Origin of the sequence: Streptomyces sp. NPDC086077 (genome assembly GCF_040686175.1) — a bacterium.
Taxonomy (GTDB): Bacteria; Actinomycetota; Actinomycetes; order Streptomycetales; family Streptomycetaceae; genus Streptomyces.
This window is the reverse complement of the sequence record NZ_JBFBJT010000061.1, coordinates 15440-42138: the sequence shown is the minus strand read 5'-3', so window position 1 is coordinate 42138 and position 26699 is coordinate 15440. Positions and strand designations below refer to the sequence as shown.

At 72.2% G+C, this 26699-nt stretch carries 19 protein-coding genes and 1 pseudogene; 8 read left to right on the top strand and 12 right to left on the bottom strand.

Going from position 1 to position 26699, the window contains the following annotated elements; all coding sequences use genetic code 11:
* Both AB0O67_RS19290 and AB0O67_RS19285 read right to left on the bottom strand, forming a co-directional pair.
* Positions 1–740: maltotransferase domain-containing protein (locus AB0O67_RS19290; RefSeq protein ID WP_365451552.1), on the bottom strand; the 740-nt coding region annotated here is incomplete at its 3' end.
* Between the two features lie 214 nt (positions 741–954).
* Positions 955–2157 (bottom strand): S8 family peptidase, encoded by a 1203-nt coding sequence (locus AB0O67_RS19285; protein WP_365451550.1) that lies wholly within the window; start codon positions 2155–2157, stop codon positions 955–957.
* 269 nt (positions 2158–2426) lie between these two features.
* Between AB0O67_RS19285 and AB0O67_RS19280 the strand changes: the two genes are divergently transcribed.
* Entirely contained in the window at positions 2427–5045 is a 2619-nt protein-coding gene (locus AB0O67_RS19280; protein ID WP_365451554.1) for a glycosyltransferase family 1 protein, read from the top strand.
* 33 nt (positions 5046–5078) lie between these two features.
* On the opposite strand, the gene AB0O67_RS19275 is transcribed toward AB0O67_RS19280, so the two are convergent.
* The 7 genes from AB0O67_RS19275 to glgX all read right to left on the bottom strand — a co-directional run bounded on the left by AB0O67_RS19275 (position 5079) and on the right by glgX (position 17495).
* Positions 5079–5588, bottom strand: coding sequence for a DUF1990 domain-containing protein (locus AB0O67_RS19275; protein ID WP_365451548.1), 510 nt, complete (start codon positions 5586–5588; stop codon positions 5079–5081).
* Positions 5589–5652: 64 nt separating this feature from the next.
* The gene (locus tag AB0O67_RS19270; protein WP_365451546.1) at positions 5653–7701 is read right to left on the bottom strand and encodes a M4 family metallopeptidase; all 2049 of its coding nucleotides are present in this window, start codon (positions 7699–7701) and stop codon (positions 5653–5655) included.
* Between the two features lie 255 nt (positions 7702–7956).
* Positions 7957–9741 carry an ABC transporter ATP-binding protein gene (locus tag AB0O67_RS19265; RefSeq protein WP_365451544.1) on the bottom strand — a complete coding sequence of 595 codons (1785 nt, stop codon included), beginning with the start codon at positions 9739–9741 and terminating at the stop codon, positions 7957–7959.
* On the bottom strand, positions 9738–11483 hold the full coding sequence (locus tag AB0O67_RS19260) for an ABC transporter ATP-binding protein (RefSeq protein ID WP_365451542.1): 1746 nt from the start codon (positions 11481–11483) through the stop codon (positions 9738–9740). The genes AB0O67_RS19265 and AB0O67_RS19260 overlap by 4 nt, the downstream gene beginning before the upstream one ends.
* 34 nt (positions 11484–11517) lie before the next feature.
* Entirely contained in the window at positions 11518–13374 is a 1857-nt protein-coding gene (locus AB0O67_RS19255; RefSeq protein WP_365451540.1) for an ABC transporter ATP-binding protein, read from the bottom strand.
* Positions 13371–15155, bottom strand: a complete 1785-nt coding sequence (locus tag AB0O67_RS19250; protein WP_365451538.1) for an ABC transporter ATP-binding protein — start codon at positions 15153–15155, stop codon at positions 13371–13373. Before AB0O67_RS19250 ends, AB0O67_RS19255 begins: the two co-directional genes overlap by 4 nt.
* A 102-nt stretch (positions 15156–15257) precedes the next feature.
* Positions 15258–17495 carry a glycogen debranching protein GlgX gene (glgX, locus tag AB0O67_RS19245; protein ID WP_365451536.1) on the bottom strand — a complete coding sequence of 746 codons (2238 nt, stop codon included), beginning with the start codon at positions 17493–17495 and terminating at the stop codon, positions 15258–15260.
* A 153-nt stretch (positions 17496–17648) separates the two neighbouring features.
* Between glgX and AB0O67_RS19240 the strand changes: the two genes are divergently transcribed.
* From AB0O67_RS19240 to AB0O67_RS19220, 5 genes are all read left to right on the top strand, one after another.
* Positions 17649–18875, top strand: coding sequence for an Ig-like domain-containing protein (locus tag AB0O67_RS19240; protein WP_365451534.1), 1227 nt, complete (start codon positions 17649–17651; stop codon positions 18873–18875).
* 184 nt (positions 18876–19059) lie between these two features.
* Positions 19060–20310 carry an Ig-like domain-containing protein gene (locus AB0O67_RS19235; protein WP_365451532.1) on the top strand — a complete coding sequence of 417 codons (1251 nt, stop codon included), beginning with the start codon at positions 19060–19062 and terminating at the stop codon, positions 20308–20310.
* Positions 20311–20441: 131 nt separating this feature from the next.
* Positions 20442–21209 carry an enoyl-CoA hydratase-related protein gene (locus tag AB0O67_RS19230; protein ID WP_365451530.1) on the top strand — a complete coding sequence of 256 codons (768 nt, stop codon included), beginning with the start codon at positions 20442–20444 and terminating at the stop codon, positions 21207–21209.
* 273 nt (positions 21210–21482) lie between these two features.
* Positions 21483–21986 (top strand): ATP-binding protein, encoded by a 504-nt coding sequence (locus AB0O67_RS19225; protein WP_365451528.1) that lies wholly within the window; start codon positions 21483–21485, stop codon positions 21984–21986.
* Positions 21987–22068: 82 nt separating this feature from the next.
* Complete coding sequence (locus AB0O67_RS19220) at positions 22069–22707, top strand: ADP-ribosyltransferase (protein WP_365451526.1); 639 nt, start codon at positions 22069–22071, stop codon at positions 22705–22707.
* Here the strand turns inward: AB0O67_RS19220 and AB0O67_RS19215 are convergent.
* A pseudogene (locus AB0O67_RS19215) lies at positions 22661–23324 on the bottom strand (GNAT family N-acetyltransferase). The gene AB0O67_RS19220 and the pseudogene AB0O67_RS19215 overlap by 47 nt on opposite strands.
* A gap of 49 nt (positions 23325–23373) precedes the next feature.
* Here AB0O67_RS19215 and AB0O67_RS19210 point away from each other — a divergent pair.
* Entirely contained in the window at positions 23374–24288 is a 915-nt protein-coding gene (locus AB0O67_RS19210) for a MerR family transcriptional regulator (protein ID WP_365451525.1), read from the top strand.
* A 50-nt stretch (positions 24289–24338) separates the two neighbouring features.
* Positions 24339–24551 (top strand): EF-hand domain-containing protein, encoded by a 213-nt coding sequence (locus tag AB0O67_RS19205; RefSeq protein ID WP_365451523.1) that lies wholly within the window; start codon positions 24339–24341, stop codon positions 24549–24551.
* A gap of 97 nt (positions 24552–24648) precedes the next feature.
* On the opposite strand, the gene AB0O67_RS19200 is transcribed toward AB0O67_RS19205, so the two are convergent.
* Together AB0O67_RS19200 and AB0O67_RS19195 are read right to left on the bottom strand one after the other, a co-directional pair.
* Positions 24649–25206 (bottom strand): glycoside hydrolase family 25 protein, encoded by a 558-nt coding sequence (locus AB0O67_RS19200; RefSeq protein ID WP_365451521.1) that lies wholly within the window; start codon positions 25204–25206, stop codon positions 24649–24651.
* 69 nt (positions 25207–25275) lie between these two features.
* Entirely contained in the window at positions 25276–26643 is a 1368-nt protein-coding gene (locus tag AB0O67_RS19195) for an L-serine ammonia-lyase (RefSeq protein WP_365451519.1), read from the bottom strand.
* Positions 26644–26699: the final 56 nt, after the last annotated feature.

Here is a 26699-nt window from a genome sequence, read left to right as displayed (position 1 = left end):
TCGGAGCGGGGGAAGAACTCGTACCAGGACCCGAACAGTGCCCGCTCCCGCTCCACCAGCAGCGGCAGCGGCTGCGACGCGGTCACCAACTCCCGTAGCGGATACCGCGCGAGCACCGCGTCCACCTCCGGCGTCAGCGCGGCGGCCAGCCGGGAGGCGGCGGGGCGGGCCTCGTCGCGCAGGGCGGCGACGGCGGTGAGCAGCACGGACCGCTCGGCGTCGCGCGTTCCTTCGGCGGCGCGCTCGTGCAGCCGCGCGCCCTCCTCCAGGACCAGTTCCGTGTCGATCCCCGCGGGGATCTTGATCTGGGCGTGGTGGCGCCAGGTGCTGACCGGGTCGCCCCACGCCTCCACGGTGTACGTCCACAGGCCGGCCCGGCCGGCGGTGACGGTGGCGCCCCAGCGGTCGGTGCCGGGGGCGAGTTCGCGCATCGGCGTCCATGGGCCGGGCAGACCGTCCGGATCCCTCAGCACGACGTTGGCGGCGACCGCGTCATGACCCTCACGGAAGACGGTGGCCGAGATCTCGAACGTCTCGCCGGTCACCGCCTTCGCGGGCCGGCGCCCGTGCTGGACGACCGGGCGGACGTCGAGGACCGGTATGCGCCCGACGGCGGTGCTCTCGTCCGCGGAGGGTGGCTCCGCGGCCGGCGGACCGGCGTCGGCCGGGCGCACGGGTGGTGCTTGCGTGCTCTCGGTACTGGTTGTCGGAGGTGCTGACGAGTGGTGCGTTGCGGGCATCACCGCTCCGTTCCGCGTCAACTGGGTGGCGGATGGCTGGTGGGGAGGTGGTCGTGCGCGGGTGTGCCTGTGGGGCGTACCGCAGGAGCCTTCCCACCCTATTCGGGTGGGCAATCCGGCACTTTGTTAACTACTCACGCGTATGTCTACGCACAAGACCGGCCCCGTTCCGGACGAACGGGGCCGATGCTTGCACCAGGTCTCGAATGTGCCGCTACGGCCGCGGTACTTGAAGAAGTTCGTTCGGTGAACCGGGGCCCGGCGCGGAGACCTTTCCTGAGACGGCGCCCGCCACCAGCGCCCTGGAGACCTGCGCCGGCGAGGCCTTCGGGTGACCCGCCAGATAAAGGGCTGCGGCGCCCGCCACGTGCGGTGACGCCGTCGACGTACCGGAGAGGGCGGCCCTGGCGGTGTCGCTCCGATGGCTAGCGGAGGTTATCGACACGCCCGGCGCGAAGAGGTCCAGTGCCGGGCCGTGGTTCGAGAAGGAGGGCCGGGTGTCGGTGCGGTTCGTGGCGCCGACGGTGATCGCCTCACGGACGCCCGCCGGCGAGTAGCGCCCGGCCGGGGCTCCGTCGTTGCCCGCGGCGACGGTGTAGGTCACGCCGGAGGCGATGGACTTGCGTACGGCGGCGTCCAGTTGGGCGTGGTGCGAGCCGCCCAGGCTGAGGTTGGCGACGGCCGGCTTGCGGGCGTGCCTGGTCACCCAGTCGATCCCGGCGATGACCTGGGCGGTCGTCCCTTCGCCCGCGTTGTCGAGCACGCGGACGGCGACGACCCTGGCCCTCCTGGCGACGCCGAGGCTGCGGCCGGCGACGGTGGCGGCGACGTGCGTGCCGTGTCCGTTGCCGTCACCTGCGGACCTGTCCCCGCCGACGAAGTCCCAGCCGTAGCCGGCCCGCCCGCCGAACTCCTTGTGGGTGATGCGTATCCCGGTGTCGATCACGTACACCGTGACGCCGCTCCCCGCCGAGTCCGGCGCGGTGTAACGCCGGTTGAGCCGCCGACTCGGCTGGTCGACGCGGTCCAGCCCCCAGGACGGCGGGTCCTTCTGGGTGTACCCGGCGGCCACCCGGGTGTCCTGGACCACGGACGCGACCCGCGGATCGGCCGCGAGCCGCCTCGCCTGCCCCTCGTCGGCCCGTACGGCGAACCCGTTCAGCACAGTGTCGTAAATATGGCTGATTCTCACCCCGTACTCCCCGGCGATCCCCCTTCCATCCGCCGAGGAGGCCGTCGTACCCCCCTTGAGCGTCACCACATAACTGCCGCTGACGGAACCGGGTGCTCCGGCACCGGCTGTCCGCCCCTGGGGTGCGGCCTGCGCGGGTGGGACCCCGGCCGAGAGGACCACGGCGCACGCCACCGCGGTCAGGCCTCCCGCTCGGCGCAGACGCCATGATCGCGTCCATGTCATCCTCTGCGTTCCCCCTCCCGGACCCGTCGCCCGCCGCCGCGTGGACGCGCCGGCGGTACGCCGTTCGGCAGCTTCTCGTGCGGGCGGAACCACTACAAGGACGCGTGTGCGTGCGGAATCGGCCATATCGCCCATCAGGGGCGGATGAAGGTCGTTCCAGGGGCGCGCCCGGAGTCGGCCACGGCGGCGCCGGGTAGCCACTACCGTCGACATCGATGACGGGACGCACACCGCTGTGCGTCCTTCTCCGCACGCTGACGAGGTGGAATGTGAAGGCGATCCGTCGATTCACCGTCCGACCCGTTCTCCCCGAACCCCTTCGGCCGCTCAGTGATCTCGCGCGGAATCTGCGCTGGTCCTGGCACACGGAGACGCGCGAGCTGTTCCAGTCCGTCGATCCGGAGCGGTGGGCCGCCTCGGGCGGCGACCCGGTGCGGCTGCTGGGCAGCGTCCCGCCCGCGCGGCTCGCCGAGCTGGCCGAGGACCGCCGCTTCCTGCGCCGGCTGACCACCGTCGCCGGTGACCTCGGCGACTACGTCACGGGCGACCGCTGGTACCAGGCGCAGCCCGGTGACCTGCCCGCCGCCGTCGCCTACTTCTCCCCGGAGTTCGGCATCACGGCGGCCTTGCCGCAGTACTCCGGCGGACTCGGCATCCTCGCCGGAGACCACCTCAAGGCGGCCAGCGACCTCGGCGTACCGCTGATCGGGGTGGGGTTGCTCTACCGGCACGGCTACTTCCGGCAGACCCTCTCCCGGGACGGCTGGCAGCAGGAGCACTACCCCGTCCTCGACCCCAACGAGCTGCCCGTCGTCCTGCTCAAGGAGGAGGACGGCCCGCCCGCCCAGGTCACCCTCGCCCTTCCCGGCGGGCGACAGCTGCGCGCCCGGATCTGGCTGGCCCAGGTCGGCCGGGTCCCGCTGCTGATGCTCGACTCGGACGTCGAGGAGAACGACCTCGGCGAGCGGGGCGTGACCGACCGGCTGTACGGCGGCGGCAGTGAGCACCGGCTGCTGCAGGAGATGCTGCTGGGCATAGGAGGTGTGCGGGCCGTGCGGACGTACTGCCGGCTCACCGGGCATCCCGAGCCAGAGGTCTTCCACACCAACGAGGGGCACGCCGGGTTCCTCGGGCTGGAGCGGATCGCCGAACTCTGCGACGCCGGGCTCGACTTCGACTCCGGTCTTGAGGCCGTCCGCGCCGGTACGGTCTTCACCACCCACACCCCGGTCCCCGCCGGCATCGACCGCTTCGACCGCGAGCTGGTCGCCCGGCACTTCGGGCCCGACGCCGAGCTCGCGCGCATCGACGTCGAGCGCATCCTGCGGCTCGGCATGGAGACGTACCCGGGCGGGGAGCCCAACCTGTTCAACATGGCCGTGATGGGGCTGCGCCTGGCCCAGCGCGCCAACGGTGTCTCCCTGCTGCACGGCAACGTCAGCCGCGGGATGTTCTCCGGGCTCTGGCCCGGGTTCGATTCCGACGAGGTGCCGATCACCTCCGTCACCAACGGAGTGCACGCGCCGACCTGGATCGCCCCCGAGGTGTTCCGGCTCGGTGCCCGGCAGGTCGGCGCCCAGCGCGCCGAGGACGCCTTCACCGGCGCCGGCGGGGACCGCTGGGACGCCGTCGCGGACATCCCCGCCCAGGACATCTGGGAGCTCCGCCGAGAGCTGCGCGAACAGCTGGTGACCGAGGTACGCGAGCGGCTGCGGGCCTCCTGGCGGCAGCGCGGGGCGGGGACGGCCGAGCTGGGCTGGATCGACGGGGTGCTCGACCCCGACGTCCTCACCATCGGGTTCGCGCGGCGCGTCCCTTCGTACAAGCGTCTGACGCTGATGCTGCGTGACCGTGACCGGCTGATGGATCTGATGCTGCACCCGGAGCGGCCGATCCAGATCGTCGTCGCGGGCAAGGCGCACCCGGCCGACGACGGCGGCAAGCGGCTCATCCAGGAGCTGGTCCGGTTCGCGGACGACCCGCGGGTACGGCACCGGATCGTCTTCCTGCCCGACTACGGCATGGCGATGGCGCAGAAGCTCTACCCCGGATGCGACATCTGGCTGAACAACCCCCTGCGCCCCCTGGAGGCCTGCGGCACCAGCGGCATGAAGGCGGCCCTCAACGGCTGCCTCAACCTCTCCGTGCTGGACGGCTGGTGGGACGAGTGGTTCCAGCCCGACTTCGGCTGGGCGATCCCGACCGCGGACGGCGCCGGCACGGACCCCGACCGCCGTGACGCCATCGAGGCGGCGGCGCTGTACGACCTGCTCGAACAGCGGATCACCCCCCGCTTCTACGAGCGTGGCACCGGCGGACTGCCCGACCGCTGGATCGAGATGGTCCGTCAGACGCTCATGCTGCTCGGCCCGAAGGTGCTGGCGGGCCGCATGGTCGGCGAGTACGTCGAGCGGCTGTACGCCCCCGCGGCCCGCGCCCACCGCACGATGGCGGCGGAGGCGGCCCGCGAACTGGCCGAGTGGAAGGACCGGGTGCGCCGGTCCTGGCACGGCGTGCGGGTCGACCACGTCGAGACGTCCGCGACAACGGCGACGGCCGAGCTCGGCTCCACCCTCACCCTCCGCGTCCGGGTCGCCCTCGGTGACCTCGCCCCCGACGACGTGGAGGTCCAGGCGGTCTCCGGCCGCGTGGACCCCGAGGACCACATCGCCGACGCCACCGCGGTCCCGCTGAAACCGGCGGGCGGACCGGACCTCGAAGGGCGCTGGATGTACGAGGGCCCGCTGGCCCTGGACCGGACGGGGCCGTACGGCTACACGGTGCGGATCCTGCCCGCGCACCGGCTGCTGGCGACCGGCGCGGAGCTGGGACTGGTGGCGGTGCCGTCGCAGGACGTGGTCGAGGGGGCGGGGGTGCTGCTGCGCTGACGCGCCGCGCGGTGCGGGAGGGGCTCCCGGTACTCAGTACTCGTTCTCCGGCTCACACAGCTGGCGGAGTACCTTCCCGCACCGCCGCGCGTACGCCGTCTGGAACCCCCGGTTCGCCGGGCCGCCCGCCCGGACGTACCACTTCGCGGCGCGGCTGAACGCCGACACCGTCAGCCACACCGTGCCGTCCCCCGTCCGCTCCACCACGAACGCCTCCTCGCCGCACTCCGGGTGGCCGGTCAGCGTGCCGTAGGCCCAGCCCGCGCGGCGGTACTCGGCGACCGTCCAGACGACGCGGCAGGGAGCCTTGATCACGCCGGCGAGGGTGAGGGTGACGTCGACGCCGGGGGCGGCGCGGTCCGCGGCGGTCTCGACGCCCAGCCCCGCCGCGCGGTGCATCTCCCAGGTGCTCACGGCGTCGGCGGCCCGGCGGAACACCCGCTCGCCCTCGCCGATGCGGGTGCGCACATGCAGGAGGTGGAAGCCGGGTGGGCAGAAACCCGTCTCGCGGGTCGCGCCGACATCCTCGTACGTGAACGACATGCGGCCAAGAGTAGGGCGGCACCCGGCGTCGACTGCCCGCCGGGTGCCGCCGTCACGAACTGGCTTACGGGAACGTCACCTTCCAGCTGTTGATGTAGCCGGTGTCCCGTGCCGCCTGGTCCTGCACCCGCAGCCGCCAGGTGCCGTTGGCGACCTCGGAGGAGGCGTTGACGGTGTAGGTGGCGTTGACGTTGTCCGCCGAGTCCGAGGAACTGAAGTTCTTCAGGCGGTACGCCGTCCCGTCCGGGGCCAGCAGGTCGATCACCAGGTCACCGCGCCAGGTGTGCACGATGTCCACGGCGACCTGGAGGTTGGCCGGGGCGTTGCCCGCCCGCCCGGTCACGGCGATCGGGGAGGTCACGGCCGCCCCGTTGTCAGGGATGGACACGTCGGCGGTGTTCTCGAAGGAGGTTCCGCCGCCCGGGCCGCCGGGACGCGAACCGACCGCGACACCCGCCCAGGCGTCCTGCACCGCCTTGTACTCGGCGCCCGTCGTGCCGTACAGCTCACCGGCGACCGCCAGCGTGCCGGTGCGCGCAGCCGCGTAGTTGGTGGTGGAGGTGAACTTGGTGGTGAGCGCCTTGAACCAGATCTGCTCGGCCTTGGCCCGGCCGATGCCGGTCACCGGGAGGCCGTCCGCGGTCGGCGAGTCGTAGCTGACGCCGCCCACGACCTTGGCGCCGCTGCCCTCGCTCAGCAGGTAGAAGAAGTGGTTCGCGGGACCGGACGAGTAGTGCACGTCGATCGAGCCGATGCCCGAGTACCAGTTGTCCTTCGACGCGCCGTCCTTGCTCGGCTTGTCCATGTAACGCAGCGGCGTGCCGTCGCCGTTGATGTTGATCTCCTCGCCGATGAGGTAGTCACCGACGTCGGAGGAGTTGTTGGCGTAGAACTCGACGGTCGAGCCGAAGATGTCGCTGGTCGCCTCGTTGAGGCCGCCGGACTCGCCGCTGTAGATGAGGCCCGCGGTGGCCGAGGTCAGGCCGTGGGTCATCTCGTGGGCGGCCACGTCGATCGACGTGAGCGGGTTGGCGTTGCCCGACCCGTCGCCGTAGGTCATGCAGAAGCAGCTGTCGGACCAGAACGCGTTGACGTAGTTGTTGCCGTAGTGGACCCGCGAGTAGGCGCCGACGCCGTCGCCGCGGATGCCGTTGCGGCTGTGCACGTTCTTGTAGTAGTCCCAGGTCAGCGCGGCCCCGTAGTGGGCGTCCGCGCCGGCCGACTCCGCGTTGGACGCGGTGCCGTTGCCCCAGACGTCGTCCGGTCCGGAGAAGAGCGTGCCGGTGCCGGAGGTGCCGCGGTTCAGGTTGTACGTGCGGTGGTTGCCGCGGGCGCCGTCGGTGAGGTTGTACGTCGACCCGGACTGGGTCGTGGTGAGCGGCACCGTGCCGCTGTAGACCGTGTGCCCGGTGCCGTTCCTGACCGCCTGCCACTCGAAGAGCTTCTCGCCGGTGGTGGCGTCGGTGACGACGTGCAGTTCCTGCGGGGTGCCGTCGTGCTGGAGGCCGCCGACGACGGTCTCGTAGGCGAGCGTCGGCTCACCGTTCGCGGCCCAGACGACCTTGCGGGGCTCACCGCTGACCTCGGGGCTCCTGGCGTCCTCGGCGCGGGCTGCGCCGAGCGCCTGCCGCTCGGCCTGCGCCCCGGCGATCGCGGGCTTGAGCGAGGGCACCTCGATGGTGGCGCGGGTGGCCTTGGTGACGCTCTCGGTGGCGCCGGCCTTCGACGTCTCGACGACCAGATCACCACCGAGGACCGGCAGGCCGGCGTAGGTCCGCTCGTAGCGGGTGTGGACCGTGCCGTCGGCGTCCTTGGTGACGTCCCGGACGAGGAGCTTCTCCTGGGGACCCAGGCTCAGCTCCCGCGCCGTGTCCGCCTTGCCGGCGTCGGCCTCGCGGATCAGCGCCGCGCGCTGGGCCGGAGTGAGCTTGACGGGCAGGGAGCCCGGGTCGGCCTTCGCCGACGCCGACGGCGCCTTGTCCGGGGTGGCCGCCGCGGCGCCGGACTGCACGGCGGCGGCGAGGAAGGCGGCGACGCCGACAAGGGCGACGGCCGCAACGCGGGGGGTGCGTCTGTGGGAGGAACCGTTGCTCGATGAGGAACTGCTTCTCAACACTGACTCCTTCTGCGTGGCCGCGGGTCACGCGGCCAGGGGAGATCCGGGCGGCGAACAGGCCGTCCGGGCAGAACGCGAAACCAGGTGCACGGACCACGGGAACAACACAGCGGCATGGAGGTGGGGTTGCTGTGGAGTGGCCGTGAGAAGCGTGACACCACGCGCCAGACCTGTCAGGAGCGCGTCAAGAATTTGGCCGGAATCGGTTCGTTGTCCGGGAGTTCGCGTTCGGTATGCGAACGGGACGGCTTTCTACCCGGTCCGTTCCCCGTGCCAGGTCCGCCACAGCCGCGCGTACGCTCCGTCCGCCGCCACCAGCTCGTCGTGCGTGCCGAGTTCGGTGATCCGTCCCGACTCCATCACCGCCACCCGGTCCGCGTCGTGCGCGGTGTGCAGCCGGTGCGCGATGGCGACGACCGTACGGCCCCGCAGCACGGCGGCCAGGGCGCGCTCGGTGTGCCGGGCGGTCGCCGGGTCGAGCAGCGCGGTGGCCTCGTCGAGGATCAGCGTGTGCGGGTCGGCCAGCACGACGCGGGCGAGGGCGAGTTGCTGGGCCTGCGAGCCGTCGGTGCGCATCCCTCCCGTGCCCAGCTCGGCGTCGAGCCCGCCGGGCAGCTCGCGCACCCAGGCGTCGGCACCGACCGCGGTGAGGGCGGTCCACAACCGCGCCTCCGTGGCCGCCGGTTCGGCGATCAGCAGGTTGTCGCGGACCGTGCCCAGGAACACGTGGTGCTCCTGCGTCACCAGCGCGACCTGGCGGCGCAGCCGCTCCGGCCCCAGACGGGCGACCGGCACCCCGCCCACCGTCACACTGCCCGCGCCGGGCGCGTCGACGCCGGCCAGCAGTCTGCCCAGCGTGGACTTGCCCGCACCCGACGGTCCGACGACCGCGAGCCGCTCGCCGGGCCGGATCGTCAGGTCGACGCCGCGCAGTACCTCGCCGCCCCGGTCGTACGAGTAGCGCACGCCGGTCACGTCGATACGGTTGCCGTCCGGGTCGGGGGAGTCGGCCGGAGCCGTCCGGGGCGCCAGCGCCAGGCCCTCCACCCGGGCGAAGGAGGCGTTGCTCATCTGCAACTGCTCGACCCGGACCAGGATCGTGTCCAGCGGCTCGGTGACCTGCCGCAGATACAGCGCGGCCGCCACCACCGCCCCCAGGGTCACCGTCCCCCGCTCGTGCAGGAAGCCCCCGACCAGCAGCACGGCCACCACGGGGAAGGCGTACGCGAAGTCCGCCGCCGGGAAGAACACGCTGCGCAGCCGGAGGGTGTGCAGCCGGGTGCGCCGCGCCTGAGCCAGCGCGTCCCGGCTCGCCGCGATCCGGTGCTTCTGCAGCCCGAACGCCTCGATCGTGCGGGCGCCGGCCGCCGTGGCCGCGAGGACCTCGGCGACCTCCGAGGTGGCCGCACCCTCGTCGAGGTAGGCGGAGCGCGCCCGGCGCAGGTACCAGCGCAGCGGGAACCAGATGCCCAGCCAGCCCAGCAGCGCGCAGCAACCCAGCAGCGGGTCCAGCGCGACGACCGCGCCGAACAGGAAGAGCACCTGCAACGAGGCGATGAGCAGTGCCGGACCGGCGTCCCGCAACGTCGTGCCGACGGCGGTGACATCGGCGGTGCCCCGGGCCGTCAGATCACCGGTGCCGGCCCGCTCCACCACCGACGCGGGCAGCGACAGCGCCCGGTCGACGAACCGCTCACGGATCCGCGCCAGCGTCCGCTCCCCGAAGCGGTGCCCGGCGTACCGCGCCCACCGCGACAGCAGCAACTGCGCCAGCGCGCACCCGACGAGCGCCAGCGCCAGCCGGTCGACGACATCGACGCCGCCGCCCGCCCGGACCTCGTTGATGATCAGACCCAGCAGCCACGGCCCGGCCAGCCCCGCCCCGGCGGCCAGCGCGTTCAGCGTCAGCACGGCGGCGAAGACCCGCCCGTCGGCCCGGACCAGCCCGGTCAGGGCCCGCCGCACCTCGGCGGGCCCGGCGATCGGCAACCGGCCCGCGCGCTCGGCCGTGGCACTCGACGCATGCCCGGAAGTCATCGCACGGCCTCCTCGGCGCCGATGCCGGACCCGGTGTCCGTGTCGGCCTCCGTGTCGCGGGCCACCAGCGCCCGGTACCCGGGCGCGTACGCCAGCAGTCCCTCGTGGGTCCCACTGGCCTCGACCTTGCCGTCCACCAGGAAGTGCACGGTGTCCGCCCGGTGCAGCACCAGCGGCGAGGTGGTGGTGACGACGGTCGTACGGCCCTCGCGGGCGTCCCGCAGCCGCTGCGCCACCGCCGCCTCGGTGTGCGCGTCGAGCGCGGAAGTGGGTTCCACGGCGAGCAGCACCTCGGGATCGGCGAGCAGCGCCCGCGCCAGCCGCACCCGCTGGCGCTGACCGCCGGAGAGGTTCCGGCCCTGGGCGTCGATCCGCGCGTCGAGCCCGTCCGGCAGCCCGCGCACGATGTCGTCGGCCGCGGCGGCCCGCACGGCCCGCGCGACGGCCGCGTCGCCGGCGTCGGCCCGCCGCCCGAGGACCACCTCGCGCAGGGTTCCCGCGAACAGGTCGGCCTCGTGGTCCGCGACCAGGATCCGTTCCCGCACCTGGGCGAGCGCGATCGCGTCCAGCCGTACCTCGCCCCAGATCGCGTCAGAGGGCGTGTACCGCCCGAGCCGGTCGACGATCTCCGCCGCGTCGGCCGGGCGTTCGCAGGCCAGCGCGGTGAGCCGCCCCGGCAGCACCCGCACGCCCGACTCCGGGTCGTGCAGCGCGGACGGCTCGGCCGGGGCGTCGTGCCCCCCGTCACCGTCCAGCGGGTCGAGGCGCAGGAACCGTACGATCCGGCGGGCGGCCACCAGCCCCCGGCTGACCTGCTGGCCGAACTCCAGGAAGTACGCCACCGGCACCACCAGCACCGCGACATAGCCGTAGACCGACACCAACTCGCCCACGGTGATCGATCCTTGGGCCACCAGCCGGGCCGCGAGCCAGGTCACCACGGCCAGGAACACCGGCGGCACGCCGAGGCCGAGCGCCTGGATCCAGCTGGTCACCGCGCCGACCCGGTACCCCTCGTCGCGCAGCCGCCGTGAGTCCCGGCGGAAGGCACCGGCGACCAGTTCCTTGCCGCCGAGCCCGCCCAGCACGCGCAGCCCGCCCGCCATGTCGCCGATGCGCGCGGTCAGCGCGCCCTGCGCTTCCCGGTACGCCGTCTCGGTGCCCTGGAGACGGCCCATCAGCGGCCCGGCCAGGACGCCGGTCACCGGCACGCCCAGCAGCACCACCGCGGCCAGCAGCGGCGACACCGCGAGCAGCAGCGCGGCGACGACGCCGTACGCGACGACCGCGCCGACGCCAGGGCCGACGACCGTCAGGGAGGTGGCGACGGTCTGCACGTCGCCCACGCCGATCGTGACGACCTCCCCGGCCGCGACCTGTCGGCGCAGCGAGGCGCCGAGCCGGACCGCCTGCCCCACGACGACCTTGACCGTGCGGAAGTTGGCGTCCATCCGGACCCGGGTCATCGTGCGGTGCCGGGCGATGTTCAGCCAGGCGTCGAGCGCCCCGGCCGCCAGCACGGCCGCCGCCCAGCCCAGCAGCGCGGCCCGGTCACCGGGCTCCAGGCCGTCGTCGATCGCGCGGGCCAGCAGGTACGGCACCACCGCGGGCAGTGCCAGCGACACGATCCCGAACAGCGCCCCCGCGGCCGAGCGGCCCGGCTGGCTGCGCACCAGCCACCACAGGTAGCGGGCGGGACCCCGGCTGTCGGGTGTGCCGGGGTCCTCGTACGCGTCGATCACCGCACTGCTCGCTTCCCGTGCCCTGTGCCCCTCTTCACGCCAGGCTGTCCTGCCACGCCCGGTGCAGCCCCGCGAACCGGCCCGCCCCCGCGACCAGTTCGGCCGGGCTGCCGTCCTCCACGATCCGGCCGTGCTCCATCACCAGCACCCGGTCCGCGATCTCCACCGTGGACAGCCGGTGCGCGATCACGACGGCCGTACGCCCCCTGAGCACGGTAGCCATCGCCCGCTGCACCGCCCGCTCGCCCGGGATGTCCAGCGAACTGGTCGCCTCGTCGAGGATCAGCACCGCCGGGTCCGCGAGCAACGCCCGCGCGAACGCCACGAGCTGGCGCTGACCGGCCGAGATGCGGCCGCCGCGCTTGCGGACGTCCGTGTCGTACCCGTCGGGCAGCGCGGCGATGAAGTCGTGCGCGCCGATCGCCTTGGCGGCGCCCTCGATCTCCGTACGGCTCGCGTCGGGCCGCCCGATGGCGATGTTCTCGGCGACCGTGCCGGAGAACAGGAACGACTCCTGCGTCACCATCACGACCCCGCGCCGCAGCTCCGGCACGGCCAGCTCGCGCAGGTCGACCCCGTCGAGGAGCACCCGCCCGTCGGTCGGGTCGTAGAACCGGGCCAGCAGCTTGGCCAGCGTCGACTTGCCGGCGCCGGTCGAGCCGACGACCGCGACCGTCTGCCCGGCCGGGATCGTGAGGTCGAAGCGGGGCAGCACCTCGCCGCCGGTGCGGTAGGCGAACCGCACGCCGTCGAAGACGACCTCGCGGCCGGGGTGCTCGGAGGCGAGCGGCGGGAGCTCCCTGGGGGCGGACGGCTCCGGCACCGACGGCGTCTGGGCGAGCAGCCCGGCGATCTTCTCCAGCGAGGCCGCCGCCGACTGGTAGGAGTTGAGGAACATGCCGAACCGGTCGATCGGGTCGTACATCCGCCGCAGGTACAGCACCGCCGCCGCGAGCACGCCGAGGGCCAGCGTGCCGTCCGCGACGCGGTACGCGCCCCACAGGACGATCAGCGCGACCGCCGTGTTGCCGACGATCCGTGAGCCGACGACGTAGCGGGCCATCTCCAGCAGCGCGTCGCCGTTCGTCCGCTCGTGCCGCCGGTTCAGCACCCGGAACTCGGCGTCGTTGGCGGCCTCCCGGCGGAACGCGCGCACCGGGCGGATGCCGTTCATCGTCTCCACGAACTTCACGATCACCGCGGCGATCGCCGTCGAACGCGTCGTGTACACCTTCCGCGCCCGCCGCTGGTACAGCCGTACGAGCCACCACAGCGGCACGAACGACGCCACCGCCACCGTGCCCAGGCCCAGGTCGAGCCAGAGCAGGATCGCCGCGACGTAGACACAGGACAGGATCACCATCACCAGCTCCTGGAGGCCCTCCTCCAGCAGCTCGCGCAGCGACTCGACGTCGGTGGTGGAACGGGAGATCAGCCGGCCCGAGGTGTAGCGCTCGTGGAAGTCGACGCTCAGCGCCTGCGCGTGCCGGAAGATCCGGCCGCGCAGATCGAGGAGCACGTCCTGGCTGACCCGGGCGGAGGTCACGACGAAGGCGTACTGGAGCCCGCCGGAGGCGGCCGCGCACAGCAGATAGCCGACCGCCACCGCGATCAGCGGCCCCTGGTCGTGGGCGCGGAACGCGGGCACGGCGTGGTCGATGGCGTACGCCACCAGCAGCGGGCCCGCCTGCACGGCCGCCTGTTGCAGGAACAGCAGGAGGGTGGTCAGGGCGACCCGGGCCTTCATCGGCGCGAGCAGGGACCTCAGCAGCGTCCCGGTGGCGCCGGGCGGGGCGGGCAGGACGTCCTTGTCGAACGGGTCGCCCGCCTTGGGCGCATCCCGCGGCTCCTCGTCGGTGACGGGGGCGGGGGTGGATGTGGACGCGGTCACCGGGCTGCCTCCAGTTCCGTCCCGGACATCAGATGGGCGTACTCGGCGTTGTCGCGGAGCAGTTCGTGGTGGGTGCCGACGGCCGTGATCCGGCCGCCGGACAGCAGGGCGACCCGGTCGGCGAGCAGCACCGTGGACGGGCGGTGCGCCACGATCAGGGCGGTGGTGCCGGCCAGCACCTCGCGCAGCGCCGCCTCCACGGCGGCCTCGGTGTGCACGTCCAGCGCCGACAGCGGGTCGTCCAGGACCAGGAACTCCGGCCGTCCCACCACCGCTCTGGCCAGCGCGAGCCGCTGCCGCTGACCGCCGGACAGGCTCAGGCCCTGCTCGCCGACCTGGGTGTCCGTGCCCTGTGGCAACCCGTGGGTGAACTCGGCCTGGGCGACCGCGAGGGCGCGGTCCAGATCGGCGTCCCCGGCCCCGTCGGGGGCGCCCATGAGGACGTTCTCCCCGACGCTCGCGGAGAACAGCGTCGGCTCCTCGAAGGCGATGGCGACCCTGGTGCGCAGCTCCTCGCGGGACATGGTGGCGATGTCGGCGCCGTTGAGCGTGATCCGGCCCCCGGTCACCTCGTGCAGCCTGGGGACGAGCGCGGTGAGGGTGGTCTTGCCGCTGCCGGTCGCGCCGACGAGAGCCATGGACTCGCCGGGACGGATGTGCAGGTCGATGTGGGCGAGGACGGGTGGGGAGCCGGTGGGGGCGTCGGGATAGCGGAAGCTGACGGCGTGGAAGCGAAGCCCCCTCTCGGGCGCGTCCTTCACCGTGCTCGCCGGTGCGGTGGCCGTCTCCGGTTCCGCGTCCATCACCTCGAAGTACCGCTCGGTGGCCGTCGCCGCCTCCTGGCTCATCGCCAGCAGGAAGCCGATCGAGTCGACCGGCCACCGCAGGGCGAGCGCCGTGGACAGGAAGGCCACGAGCGTCCCCGCCGACAGATCTCCGTCCGCCACCTGCACGGCCCCCAGCACCAGCGCCGCCCCGATCGCCACCTCCGGGAGCGTCACGATGACGCTCAGGATCGCCGCGAGCAGCCGGGCCTTCGTCAGCTCCGTCCCCCGCAGCGTCCGCGCCAGCTCCCGGAACGCCCGCGCCTGAGTGCGGTGCCGCCCGAACCCCTTGATGATGCGGATGCCGAGCACGCCCTCCTCGACCACCGTCGTCAGATCACCGACCTGGTCCTGCGCGCGCCGCGCCACCTCGGCGTACCGCTTCTCGAAGATCGCGCAGCTGACGATCACGGGCACCGCGGGCCCGAGGATCACCAGCCCCAGCGTGAGGTCCTGCACCAGCATGATGATCACGCCGACGAGAATTGTCACCCCGTTGACCAGCAAGAACGTCAGGGGGAAGGCCAGGAACATGCGCAGCAGCATCAGATCGGTCGTTCCCCGGGAGAGCAACTGGCCCGAGGCCCACCGGTCGTGGAACGCCACCGGCAGCCGCTGAAGACGCCCGTACAGATCCGCCCGCATCGCCGCCTCGACCCCCGCCAGCGGGCGCGCCACCAGCCACCGCCGAAGCCCGAACAGCACGGCCTCGCCCAGCCCGAGCAGCAGCAGGAACAGCGCGCCGAGCCACACGCCCGCCGGGTCCCGCCCGGCGATCGGCCCGTCCACGAGCCACTTGAGCACGAGCGGGATCACCAACCCGACGCAGGACGCGACTATCGCGACGAACGCGGCGGTGAACAGACGGGCCCGCACCGGCCTGACATAGGGCCACAGGCGCAGCAGCGAGCGGACGGCGGAGCGGTCTCCGGGCGAGGTGGCACGTGTCGTGGGCATCAGGAGCGAGCCTACGGATCGGCACTGACAACGCCCACCGAGTTTTGACCGGACCACCGTCCGTCGATGGACCTACGACCTGCGCGTTCGAGGGGCGTCGCCTCAGCCGACCTTCAGCAGCAGCACCGACCGTCCCGCCACCGTGATCGCCTGCCCCGCGGGGTACGTCACCCCGGGCGCCGCCGCCTGTTCCTCCTGCGACGTGTCGACGACGACCTCGTAGCGCTCCGCCCACGGCGGCCCCGGCAGGACGAAGCTCACCGGCCGTTCCCCGGCGTGCAGCACGGCGAGGAAGCTGTCGTCGACGATCGGCGCCCCCCGCTCGTCGCGGCCTGGGATGTCCCTGCCCGACAGATACATGCCGAGCGTGGCCGCGGGCGCGTACCAGTCCCGTTCCGTCATCTCCGTGCCCCGCAGGGTGAACCACGCCAGGTCCCGCAGCCCGTCCGCCGAGTGGGCCCGGCCGGAGAAGAACGCCCGCCGCCGCAGCACCGGGTGCCGGTGGCGCAGTTCGATCAACCGGGCCGTCAGGTCGAACAGGGCCTTCCAGCCCGGCTCGTGCAGCAGGTCCCAGTCCAGCCAGCTGATCTCGTTGTCCTGGCAGTAGGCGTTGTTGTTGCCGCGCTGCGTGCGCCCCAGCTCGTCACCCGCGACCAGCATCGGCACGCCCGTCGACAGCAGCAGGGTGGTCAGCAGGTTGCGCAGCTGCCTGCGCCGCAGGGCCCGCACCCCCTCCTCGCCGCTCTCGCCCTCCGCCCCGCAGTTCCACGCCCGGTTGTCGTTCGTGCCGTCCCGGTTGCCCTCCCCGTTCGCCTCGTTGTGCTTGCGCTCGTACGAGACCAGGTCCCGCAGCGTGAAGCCGTCGTGCGCGGTGATGAAGTTGACCGACGCGTACGGCCGCCGGCCGCCCCAGGCGTAGAGGTCGCTGGAGCCCGACAGCCGGTACCCCATCTCCCGTACGTCCGGCAGCGCGTGCCGCCAGAAGTCCCGCACGGCGTTGCGGTAGCGGTCGTTCCACTCCGTCCACAGCGGTGGGAAGGCCCCCACCTGGTAGCCGCCGGAACCGACGTCCCAGGGCTCGGCGATCAGCTTGACCCGCCGCAGCACCGGGTCCTGCGCGATGACGGCGAGAAAGGGGGACAGCATGTCCACGTCGTGCATGGACCGCGCGAGCGCCGCCGCCAGGTCGAACCGGAACCCGTCCACGCCCATCTCGGTCACCCAGTAGCGCAGTGAGTCGGTGATGAGGCGCAGCACGTGCGGCTGGACGACGTGCAGCGTGTTCCCGCAGCCGGTGTAGTCGGCGTAGCGGCGGGCGTCGGACTGGAGGCGGTAGTAGCCGCGGTTGTCGATGCCCTTCAGGGACAGTGTCGGGCCCAGCTCGCCCGCTTCCGCGGTGTGGTTGTAGACCACGTCGAGGATGACCTCGATCCCGGCCGCGTGCAGCGCGCGCACCATCCGCTTGAACTCCCCGACCTGCTGCCCGCGCGTGCCGGACGCGGCGTACGTGGCGTGCGGGGCGAAGTAGCCGATGGAGTTGTAGCCCCAGTAGTTCCTCAGGCCCCGGCGCAGCAGATGGTCCTCGTGCGCGAACTGGTGCACGGGCAGCAACTCGACGGCCGTGATGCCGAGCCGCGTGAGGTGGTCGATCGCCGCCGGGTGGGCGAGCCCCGCGTACGTGCCGCGCAGCTCCTCGGGAATCCCCGGGTGCAGCTTGGTGAAGCCGCGCACATGCAGCTCGTAGATCACCGAGTCCGCCCAGGGCGTCTTCGGCCGGCGGTCGTCCGCCCAGTCGTCGTCGTCATGCACGACGACGCCCTTCGGGACGTACGGCGCCGAGTCCCGCTCGTCGCGCACGGTGTCCGCGACCTGCTGCTGCGGCCAGTCCCGGACATGTCCGTAGACCTCCGGCGGCAGCCCGAAGTCGCCGTCGACCGCGCGCGCGTACGGGTCCAGCAGCAGCTTCGCCGGATTCCACCGGCCGCCGGTCCACGGGTCCCACCGGCCGTGCACCCGGTAGCCGTAGCGCTGCCCCGGCATCACCTCCGGCACGAAGCCGTGCCAGATCTCATGGGTCAGCTCGCTGAGGCGATGGCGTCGCTCCGTGCCGTCCTCGTCGAACAGGCACAGCTCCACCGCCTCCGCCCCACCCGCCCACAGTGCGAAGTTGGTGCCCGCCACCCCGTCCGGGCCGACCCGGAACCGGGCCCCCAGCGGTGTCGACGCACCCGGCCACACGGCCACCGTGGCGGCCGGCGCCGCGCGCGGCGCGCCGTTCAACGCGGCGGCCGGGCGTCCGCCCTGCCCGGCCACCGTCTCCTGCTCGGCTGCGCTGGACACCTGTCAGCCTCCCGCGGCTCGTGTCGACGACGTCGGCCGTGGCCCGCGGCGTCCCTTCCGCGGAGCCCGCCCCGTCGTCCTCCCCACTGTTCTGCCCAGAGCTTGGGTCGCACTCACGTTTCCCCAGGGCGGGCCCGGTCGTTGAACACGTCCGTGAGGCACGTACATGGGCGCGCGCGGCGCGCGGGGGCCGCTCTGGCCGCCCTACTGACATGGGCAGGGCTGCTGGCCGGGGCCGTCGGCTGCACCGCGGACGGTGGAAGCGGGCTCGGCTCGCTCGGCAAACCCCGGGCCCCCGAGGACGTCATCGCGGTCTCGCCGGGTGACGGCGACAAGGGTGTCCGTCCCGGCCGGACGCTGTCCGTACAGGTGACCAGCGGGCGCCTGGAGTCGGTGCGGGTCGTCAGGACCCAGGACGCGGAGGAACAGCCGGTCCCGGGCCGGATCTCCGCGGACGGCCGGCGCTGGCGGCCCGACGACGGCAGGCTCGCGCTGGCCGCCGGATACGCGGTCGACGCGGTGGCCGTGGACGGCGACGGCCACCGTTCCGCCCGGCACACCACCTTCACCACCTACGTCCCCGAGGAGCGCTTCATCGCGTACGTCACCCCGGAGCACCGCTCGGTGGTCGGCACCGGCATGATCGTCAGCCTGGGCTTCAACCGGGAGATCACCGACCGGGCCGCCGTCGAACGGGCCGTGCGCGTCTCCTCGGAGCCCCCCGTGGAGATCCGCCCGCACTGGTTCGGCCGCGACCGCCTCGACTTCCGCCCCGAGGCGTACTGGGAACCCGGCACCGAGGTCACCGTCGACCTGCGGCTGAGGGACGTCGAGGGCGCGCCCGGGGTCTACGGGCTGCAGTACCGGACGGTCACCTTCACCGTCGGCCGCAGCCAGGTCTCGCTGGTCGACGCGGAGCAGCACACCATGCAGGTGCGCCGGGACGGCGAGCTGCTCGGCACGGTGCCGATCACCGCGGGGGCGCCCAAGCATCCGACGTACAACGGGAAGATGGTGGTCACCGAGATGTACGAGGTGACCCGGATGAACGGCAGCACGGTCGGCTTCGGCGGCGAGTACGACATCAAGGACGTCCCGCACGCCATGCGCCTCACCGAGACCGGCACCTTCCTGCACGGCAACTACTGGGCGTCGGCCGCCACCTTCGGCGAGGCGAACGTCAGCCACGGGTGCGTCGGCCTGCGGGACGAGAAGGGCGGCAGCTCGGACACCCCGGCGGGCTGGTTCTTCGACCGCAGTCTGGTCGGTGACGTCGTCGAGGTCGTCAACAGCGATGACAAACAGGTCGCTCCCGACAACGGGCTCGGAGGCTGGAACATGGGGTGGAAGGAGTGGAAAGCGGGCAGTGCTCTGAAGTGAGCCTGCCGGGGGGCGGGGTGTTCCGTGGCGGCCGGTCGAGGTTGGGACTGAACGGTGACAATCGCGCGGCCTCGACCGCGCCGACCATGTGGTTAATATGCGCCGAACGCGCGGGACGCGCAGGGGAGCGGGCCCGACGGGGCCCGATGAGGGCCCGGTCCGGGGCCCGTTGAGGGGAGACAAGTTGAAAGTGCGACCGATATCGGGGGCGTCGGTTGACGCGCGCGGCGGGCGCGGACGCAAGGGCCTGGCACTGGCCGCCGGGATCCTGCTGCTGACCGTCACGGCGTGCGGTGGCGGCTCGGACTCCGAGGGCTCCGGCGCGGGGGCCGGGGACGGCAAGGGCAAGGGCTCGGCCACCGCGGAGAGCAAGCAGTCCGAGGCGGCCGTGACCATAGCCCCCAAGGACGGCGCGAAGTCCGTCGACACCAGCGGGGCGCTGAAGGTCACCGCGGCCAAGGGCAAGCTGACCGAGGTCGTCGTCAAGGACGCCAAGGGCACCGAGATAGCCGGTGAGATAGCCGAGGACGGCGCCAGCTGGACGCCGTCCATCCATCTGGCCGCCGCCACCAAGTACCAGGTGCACGCGGTCGCCAAGGACTCCGCGGGCCGCGAGGCCGCCGAGTCCTCCAGCTTCACCACCCTGACGCCGCAGAACACGTTCGTCGGGCACTTCACCCCCGAGGACGGCTCCACGGTCGGCGTCGGAATGCCCTTCTCCCTCAACTTCACCCGGGGCATCACCAACCCCGAGCAGGTCGAGAAGGCCATCGAGATCAAGACCGAACCGGCCGTCGACGTCGAGGGCCACTGGTTCGGCAACGACCGGCTCGACTTCCGGCCCGAGGAGTACTGGAAGGCCGGCACCAAGGTCACCGTCAAGCTCAACCTCGACGGTGTCGAGGGCCGCCCCGGTGTCTACGGCGAGCAGGCCAAGAGCGTCTCCTTCACCATCGGCCGCGACCAGGTCTCCGTCGTCGACGCCAAGAAGCTCACGATGAAGGTCATGCGGGAGGGCAAGGTCGTCAAGACCATTCCGGTCACCACCGGCAAGGCCGGCATGGAGACCTGGAACGGTCAGATGGTCATCAGCGAGAAGCACGTGGTGACCCGGATGAACGGCGAGACGGTCGGCTACGGCGGCGAGTACGACATCAAGGACGTCCCGCACGCCATGCGGCTGACCACCTCCGGCACCTTCCTGCACGGCAACTACTGGGCCGGCGGCGCCTTCGGCAACTACAACGCGAGCCACGGCTGCATCGGCCTGCGCGACGCGCGCGGCGGCTGGGACAAGGGCGCTCCGGCCGCCTGGTTCTTCGACAACTCGATGGTCGGCGACGTGGTCGTCGTGAAGAACTCCAACGACCGGATCGTGGACCCGGACAACGGGCTCAACGGCTGGAACATGTCCTGGGAGAAGTGGAAGGCCTGACCTCCTGCCACGCGCGGGCCCGGTGCGACGGATCGCGCCGGGCCCGACGTCGTGGGGCAACCTCCTGGCACCGGCGGAGTGTGACCGACCGCACCGGCCCGGCTGCCGTTAGTCCCCGTTAACCTGCTGCCATGACCGTGAATCTCGAAGTCGCCGAGGGCGTCGGCACCCTCCGCCTCGACCGCCCGCCCATGAACGCGCTGGACATCGCCACGCAGGACCGGCTCAGGGAGCTCGCCGAGGAGGCCACGCGCCGCGACGACGTGCGCGCGGTCGTCCTGTACGGCGGCGAGAAGGTGTTCGCGGCCGGCGCGGACATCAAGGAGATGCAGAACATGGACCACACGGCCATGGTCCTGCGCGCCCGCGGCCTGCAGGACGCCTTCACGGCCGTGGCCCGCATCCCCAAGCCGGTCGTCGCCGCCGTCACCGGGTACGCGCTCGGCGGTGGCTGCGAGCTCGCCCTCTGCGCGGACTACCGCATCGCCGCGGACGACGCCAAGCTGGGCCAGCCGGAGATCCTGCTCGGCCTGATCCCGGGCGCGGGCGGCACCCAGCGGCTGGCCCGCCTGGTCGGCCCGTCCAAGGCCAAGGACCTGATCTTCACCGGCCGCATGGTCAAGGCGGACGAGGCGCTGACCCTCGGCCTGGTGGACCGGGTGGTCCCCGCCGCCGAGGTGTACGACACCGCGCACACATGGGCGGCGAAGCTGGCACAGGGCCCGGCGCTGGCGCTGCGCGCGGCGAAGGAGTCGATCGACACGGGCCTGGAGACGGACATCGACACGGGCCTCACCGTCGAACGGAACTGGTTCGCGGGCCTGTTCGCCACGGAGGACCGCGAGCGCGGGATGCGCAGTTTCGTCGAGGAGGGGCCGGGCAAGGCCAAGTTCCTCTGAATCTCCGTGTCAGGGCTTGCAATTGACGCGGTGTCTGATCCGGGTCCCTCGATGGGGCGGTTTATGGAAGCCTTAAGGCAGCCTTAAGCCTGCCTTGTCGAGGGAGTCCGTCCATTGCCATCAGTCGACCCTTCTCCGCAGGTCAGAGGGGCTGTTGAGGCCTCCGAACTGCCCGCGGCATATGCCGGACGGAGTGCCGGGAACGATGCCCCGAGGGGGGCGTATTCGACAGGATCGGCCCCGCGGGACAAGCCGGGCGGCCATGATGGGGGCATGGCGGGGCTGGAGGGCATCGAACAGCCGCAAGGACGCGGCCGTACGACCGCGGCGCGCTGGTCGCCGGCGGTCGAGGACGAACGAGCGCTCAAGGCGCTGGAGTTGTTCGGCAACCCCACGGAGGCGGAGGTCCAGCTGCCGTCCCGCCCCGAGTCCGCGGCCACGGCGCGCCGGCTCGCCCAGGTCGTCGTCCTCCGTCAGTGGGGCCTGTCCGCCAAGATGACCGAGGACGCCGTCCTGCTGGTCTCGGAGCTCGTCGGCAACGCCGTCCGGCACACCGGCGCCCGCGTCTTCGGCCTCCGGATGCGCCGCCGCCGGGGCTGGATCCGCATCGAGGTCCGTGACCCCTCCCGGGGGCTGCCCTGCCTGATGCCGGTCCAGGAGCTGGACGTCAGCGGCCGGGGCCTGTACCTCGTCGACAAGCTCGCGGACCGCTGGGGCGTGGACCTCTTACCCCGTGGCAAGACCACCTGGTTCGAGATGCGGGTCGCGGACCGCTGAACGGTAGGAGCACCTCACCCAACACGCCGCCGTACGGGTGACGATCCGCAACCTTGGGCCGTGAGGCGGGAATTGTGCACTCATGATCACAACTCGCCTGCGGCGGCGGGCCGCTGCCGCCGTCCTGACCCTCGCGGCCGTCTTCACGACCTCGGCCGCCGCCGTCCCCGAGGCCTCCGTCCCCGATGCCCCCGTCCCGGCCGCCGCCGCCGTGGCCGCCGCCCCTGCCCCGGCCGCCTGTCCCGTCCAGTACGACGACAAGATCAAGGCGGCCGCCGACCGCCGTGTCGACGTCGCCCGGATCACGCCCGAACCGGCCTGGCGCACCGCCTGCGGCACCCTGTACCGCGCCGACAGCCGCGCCCCCCAGGTCGTCTTCGAGGAGGGCTTCCGCCCCAGGGACACGGTCGACGGCCAGTACGACCTGGAGAGCTACGTCCTGGTCAACCAGCCCTCGCCGTTCGTGTCCACGACGTACGACCACGACCTGTACAAGAAGTGGTGGAAGTCTGGCTACAACTACTACATCGACGCCCCCGGCGGCATCGACGTCAACCGGACCATCGGTGACACCCACAAGTGGGCCGACCAGGTCGAGGTGGCCTTCCCAGGCGGTATCGACCGGAAGTACATCATCGGCGTCTGCCCGGTGGACAAGGCCACCAAGGTCGAGATCATGAGCGACTGCGAGAGCAACCCGCACTACGAGGCCTGGCACTGAGCAGCGCCTCCGACCCCACCGGCCGGCAGCCGGCCGCCTGGAACGCCCGCAGACTGCGGGCGTTCCCCGGGGAGATCTGCGCCCACACCGGCGCGCCCCCGCCCAGGTGCCGCGCCGCCGCCAGGGCCCGCCCCAGCCCCCGGTGCCGTACCGCCTCCGCCACCTCCACCGCGGCCTCCAGCCGCCCCGCGATGCCGCGCCCCAGCACCAGCACGCCGCCCTCGGTGGCCCACACCCGCACGTCGTCACGGCGCCTCGGGAACGGGCGACCCTCGGATGCCCTGGATCGCGGATCTCGCTCATGCGAGGGACGGCTCGCCCGCCAGTGGCGCGCCCACCGTCATCACGTCGACCGTGTCCGTGGTGCGTCCCGTCCGCTCCATGAAGGCGGCCAGGAAGCGGGTGTTCATCGTCGCCGCGAGCGCGTCGCGGTCCAGGGCGTCCAGGGTGGCGTGCACCCAGCCGGGGTCCTCGTCGGTGAGGGCGACGGAGTGGCCGGTGAAGGCGATCACGCCCGCGTCCCGGGGTGAGGGCTGGGGCACGACCGTCGTACGGCCGTCCGCCGGCGGAAAGACGCCCCGCGCGGCGGCGTCCAGAATGTCCCGCAAGGTCTCCATCGCGGTGCTCCTTGAGTCTCCACCCGCTGGAAGGCCCAGACTCGCAGACATGATCGACGACAGCACCGGTCCGTTCACCATCGGCGAGCTGGCCCGGGTCACCGGACTGACCGTCCGTACCATCCGCTACTGGTCCGACGAGGACGTCCTGCGCCCGGTTGCCCGCTCCGCGGGCGGCTACCGGCTGTACGACGCCGAGTCCGTGGCCCGTCTGGAACTGATCCGCACCCTGCGCGAGCTGGGCCTCGGCCTGGACGACGTACGCCGGGTGCTGGCCGGTGAGACGACGGTCGCCGAGGTGGCCGCGGCTCACGTGGTGGCGCTGGACGCGCGGATCAGGGCGCTGAAGGTGACCCGCGCGGTGCTGTCGACCGTGGCGCGACGCGGCTCGACCGCAGAGGAGATGACGCTCATGAACAAGCTGGCGCGGCTGTCGGCCGCCGAACGGAGCCGGATCCTGGAGGAGTTCGTGGACGAGATGTTCCAGGGGCTGGACACGGCGGACCCGGTGATCCGGGAGCGGATGCGCACCATGGCGGTGGACCTGCCGGAAGAGCCGACTCCCGAGCAGGTGGACGCCTGGGTGGAGCTCGCCGAGATGCTCCAGGACCCGGGATTCCGGGCCCGGATGCGGAAGGTGGCCGAGTTCAACGCGGCCGACCGGGGGCCCGACGTGCCCGCGGGGGCGTCGCTGTGGTTCGCCCGGCGGCTGGTGCAGCTGGGCGCCGAGGCCCGGCGGCGCGGCATCGCCCCGGAGTCGCCCGAGGCGGCACAGGTCCTGCGCGACCTGCTCGGCGACGCCGACCCGGCCGACGTACTGGAACGGCTGCGCTCCAGTACCGAGGACGGGGTCGCCCGTTACCGCGAGTTGCTCGCCGTGGTGAAGGGCGGTGCACCGGCCGCCGCGCACCGTGAGGAGTTCGCATGGGTGGTCGCCGCACTGGAGGCTCGGGTGGGCGGATAATCTGACCTGCGTCAGTACGACGGAACAGCACGAGACAGAGGGGCGGATCGGTGGCGGACATCGAGGAAGCGCGCAAGCAGTTCGAGCGGATCGACACGGACGGTGACGGCCGGATCACCTCCAAGGAGTTCAAGACCGCTCTGGCGCAGGGGGGCGACTGGAACGTCACCGAGGCGGTGGCCGATGCCATCATCGCCAGCCGCGACCTCGACGGCGACAAGCTCCTGTCGTTCGACGAGTTCTGGGCGCATCTGAACAAGTGACGCCTGGCGTACGGGGGTGCCCGCGTCCCTGAGGGGCCGCGGGCACCCCTTCGACATGCCCGGCGTCCGACCCGCACGTTCCGGATCCGGGACGGGTTCAAGCGTCGTCGGCCCACTTGCGCAACGCCGCCTTGCCGGCGAAGTCGGCCACGTTCGTGTCGACCGGGTCGTCCGTGTACTGGTGGAATCGCCACTTCGCCTTGATGCGTGGCTTGCCCGCGGTGACGTAGTCGGCGATCCACAGGCCGTCGCCCGCGTAGGACGTGGTGTCGACATTCAGCCAGAAGTGGCGGTTCGCATACAGCACGACGCGGTTGTTCGGCCGCAGTTCCTTCACCGTGCGGATGAACCTGTCCTTCTCCGCGTTGCTCGCATGCGTCCCCTCGCCCGTGGTCTCCCAGTCGACGGCGAGGATGTCGCCGGCCCGTTCCGGGGCCTTGCTGACGAAGTACTCGGCCTGGGCGGTGAGGTTGCCTGGCCACAGGAAGTGGTAGAAGCCGACGACCAGGCCGGCGTCCCGGCCGCGTTTCGTCTGGGCGGCCAGTTTGGGGTTGACGTAGGAACGGCCCTCCGTCGCCTTGATGAAGACGAAGGAGAGGCCGTCGGTGTCGTAGGTGCTGGACTGGTAGGAGCTGACGTCGATGCCACGCAACATGGGGACTCCCGGATGTGGCTGTGGGGGACGGGAGTTGATGATTCCCCCTGACGGCGCCGACGAACGCCCTCAGCACTCGATGATGTTCACCGCCAGCCCGCCCCGGGCCGTCTCCTTGTACTTGACGCTCATGTCGGCGCCGGTGTCCTTCATGGTCTTGATGACCTTGTCGAGGGAGACCTTGTGGCTGCCGTCGCCGCGCATCGCCATCCGGGCCGCCGTGACCGCCTTCACCGCGGCCATGCCGTTGCGCTCGATACAGGGGATCTGGACCAGGCCGCCGACGGGATCGCAGGTGAGGCCGAGGTTGTGCTCCATGCCGATCTCGGCGGCGTTCTCGACCTGTTCGGGGCTGCCGCCGAGCACCTCGGCGAGGGCGCCCGCGGCCATCGAGCAGGCGGAGCCGACCTCGCCCTGGCAGCCGACCTCGGCGCCGGAGATGGAGGCGTTCTCCTTGAACAGCATGCCGATCGCGCCCGCGGCCAGCAGGAAGCGGACCACGCCTTCCTCGTCGGCGCCCGGCACGAAGTTGATGTAGTAGTGGAGCACCGCGGGGATGATGCCGGCGGCCCCGTTGGTCGGCGCCGTGACGACCCGTCCGCCGGCCGCGTTCTCCTCGTTCACCGCCATCGCGTACAGCGTGATCCACTCCATGGCGAGGGCCTTCGAGTCGCCCTCGGAGCGCAGCTTGCGCGCGGTGTTCGCGGCGCGACGGCGCACCTTCAGTCCGCCGGGCAGGATGCCCTCCCGGGTCATGCCGCGCCCGACGCACGCCTGCATGACCTGCCAGATGTCGAGCAGTCCGGCGCGGATCTCCTCCTCGGTGCGCCAGGCGCGCTCGTTCTCCAGCATCAGGGCCGAGATCGACAGGCCCGTCTCCTTCGTCAGGCGCAGCAGCTCGTCGCCCGTGCGGAAGGGGTACTTCAGGACCGTGTCGTCCAGCTTGATGCGGTCCGCGCCGACCGCGTCCTCGTCGACGACGAATCCGCCGCCCACCGAGTAGTACGTCTTGGACAGCAGCTCCGCCCCGGAGGCGTCGTACGCCCACAGGGTCATGCCGTTGGCGTGGTAGGGCAGGGCTTTCCGGCGGTGCAGTTTCAGGTCCGCGTCGAAGTCGAAGGCGACCTCGCGCTCGCCGAGGAGCATCAGCCGGCCGGTGTTCTTGATCGCCTCCACCCGCTCGTCGGCCGTCTCGACGTCCACCGAGCGCGGCGAGTCGCCCTCCAGGCCGAGCAGCACCGCCTTGGGCGTGCCGTGCCCGTGGCCGGTCGCGCCCAGGGAGCCGTACAGCTCGACGCGCAGCGAGGTCACGGAGTCCAGCAGTTCCTCGCCGCGCAGCCTGCTGGCGAAGATGCGGGCCGCGCGCATGGGGCCGACCGTGTGGGAGCTGGACGGGCCGATGCCGATCGAGAACAGGTCGAAGACCGAGATGGCCACGGTGACTCCTTGGGGCAGGGGGTGGTGCGGTGGGCCCCACGCCGGTGTGGAGCCCA

Excerpts from the sequence above, each read along its gene's own strand:
- AB0O67_RS19225 (WP_365451528.1), top strand. The coding sequence starts at position 21,483 with ATGGCGGGGCTGGAGGGCATCGAACAGCCGCAAGGACGCGGCCGTACG.
- AB0O67_RS19265 (WP_365451544.1), bottom strand. The coding sequence starts at position 9,741 with ATGACTTCCGGGCATGCGTCGAGTGCCACGGCCGAGCGCGCGGGCCGG.
- AB0O67_RS19210 (WP_365451525.1), top strand. The coding sequence starts at position 23,374 with ATGATCGACGACAGCACCGGTCCGTTCACCATCGGCGAGCTGGCCCGG.
- AB0O67_RS19230 (WP_365451530.1), top strand. The coding sequence starts at position 20,442 with ATGACCGTGAATCTCGAAGTCGCCGAGGGCGTCGGCACCCTCCGCCTC.
- AB0O67_RS19275 (WP_365451548.1), bottom strand. The coding sequence starts at position 5,588 with ATGTCGTTCACGTACGAGGATGTCGGCGCGACCCGCGAGACGGGTTTC.
- AB0O67_RS19250 (WP_365451538.1), bottom strand. The coding sequence starts at position 15,155 with ATGCCCACGACACGTGCCACCTCGCCCGGAGACCGCTCCGCCGTCCGC.
- AB0O67_RS19200 (WP_365451521.1), bottom strand. The coding sequence starts at position 25,206 with ATGTTGCGTGGCATCGACGTCAGCTCCTACCAGTCCAGCACCTACGAC.
- AB0O67_RS19220 (WP_365451526.1), top strand. The coding sequence starts at position 22,069 with ATGATCACAACTCGCCTGCGGCGGCGGGCCGCTGCCGCCGTCCTGACC.
- AB0O67_RS19285 (WP_365451550.1), bottom strand. The coding sequence starts at position 2,157 with ATGACATGGACGCGATCATGGCGTCTGCGCCGAGCGGGAGGCCTGACC.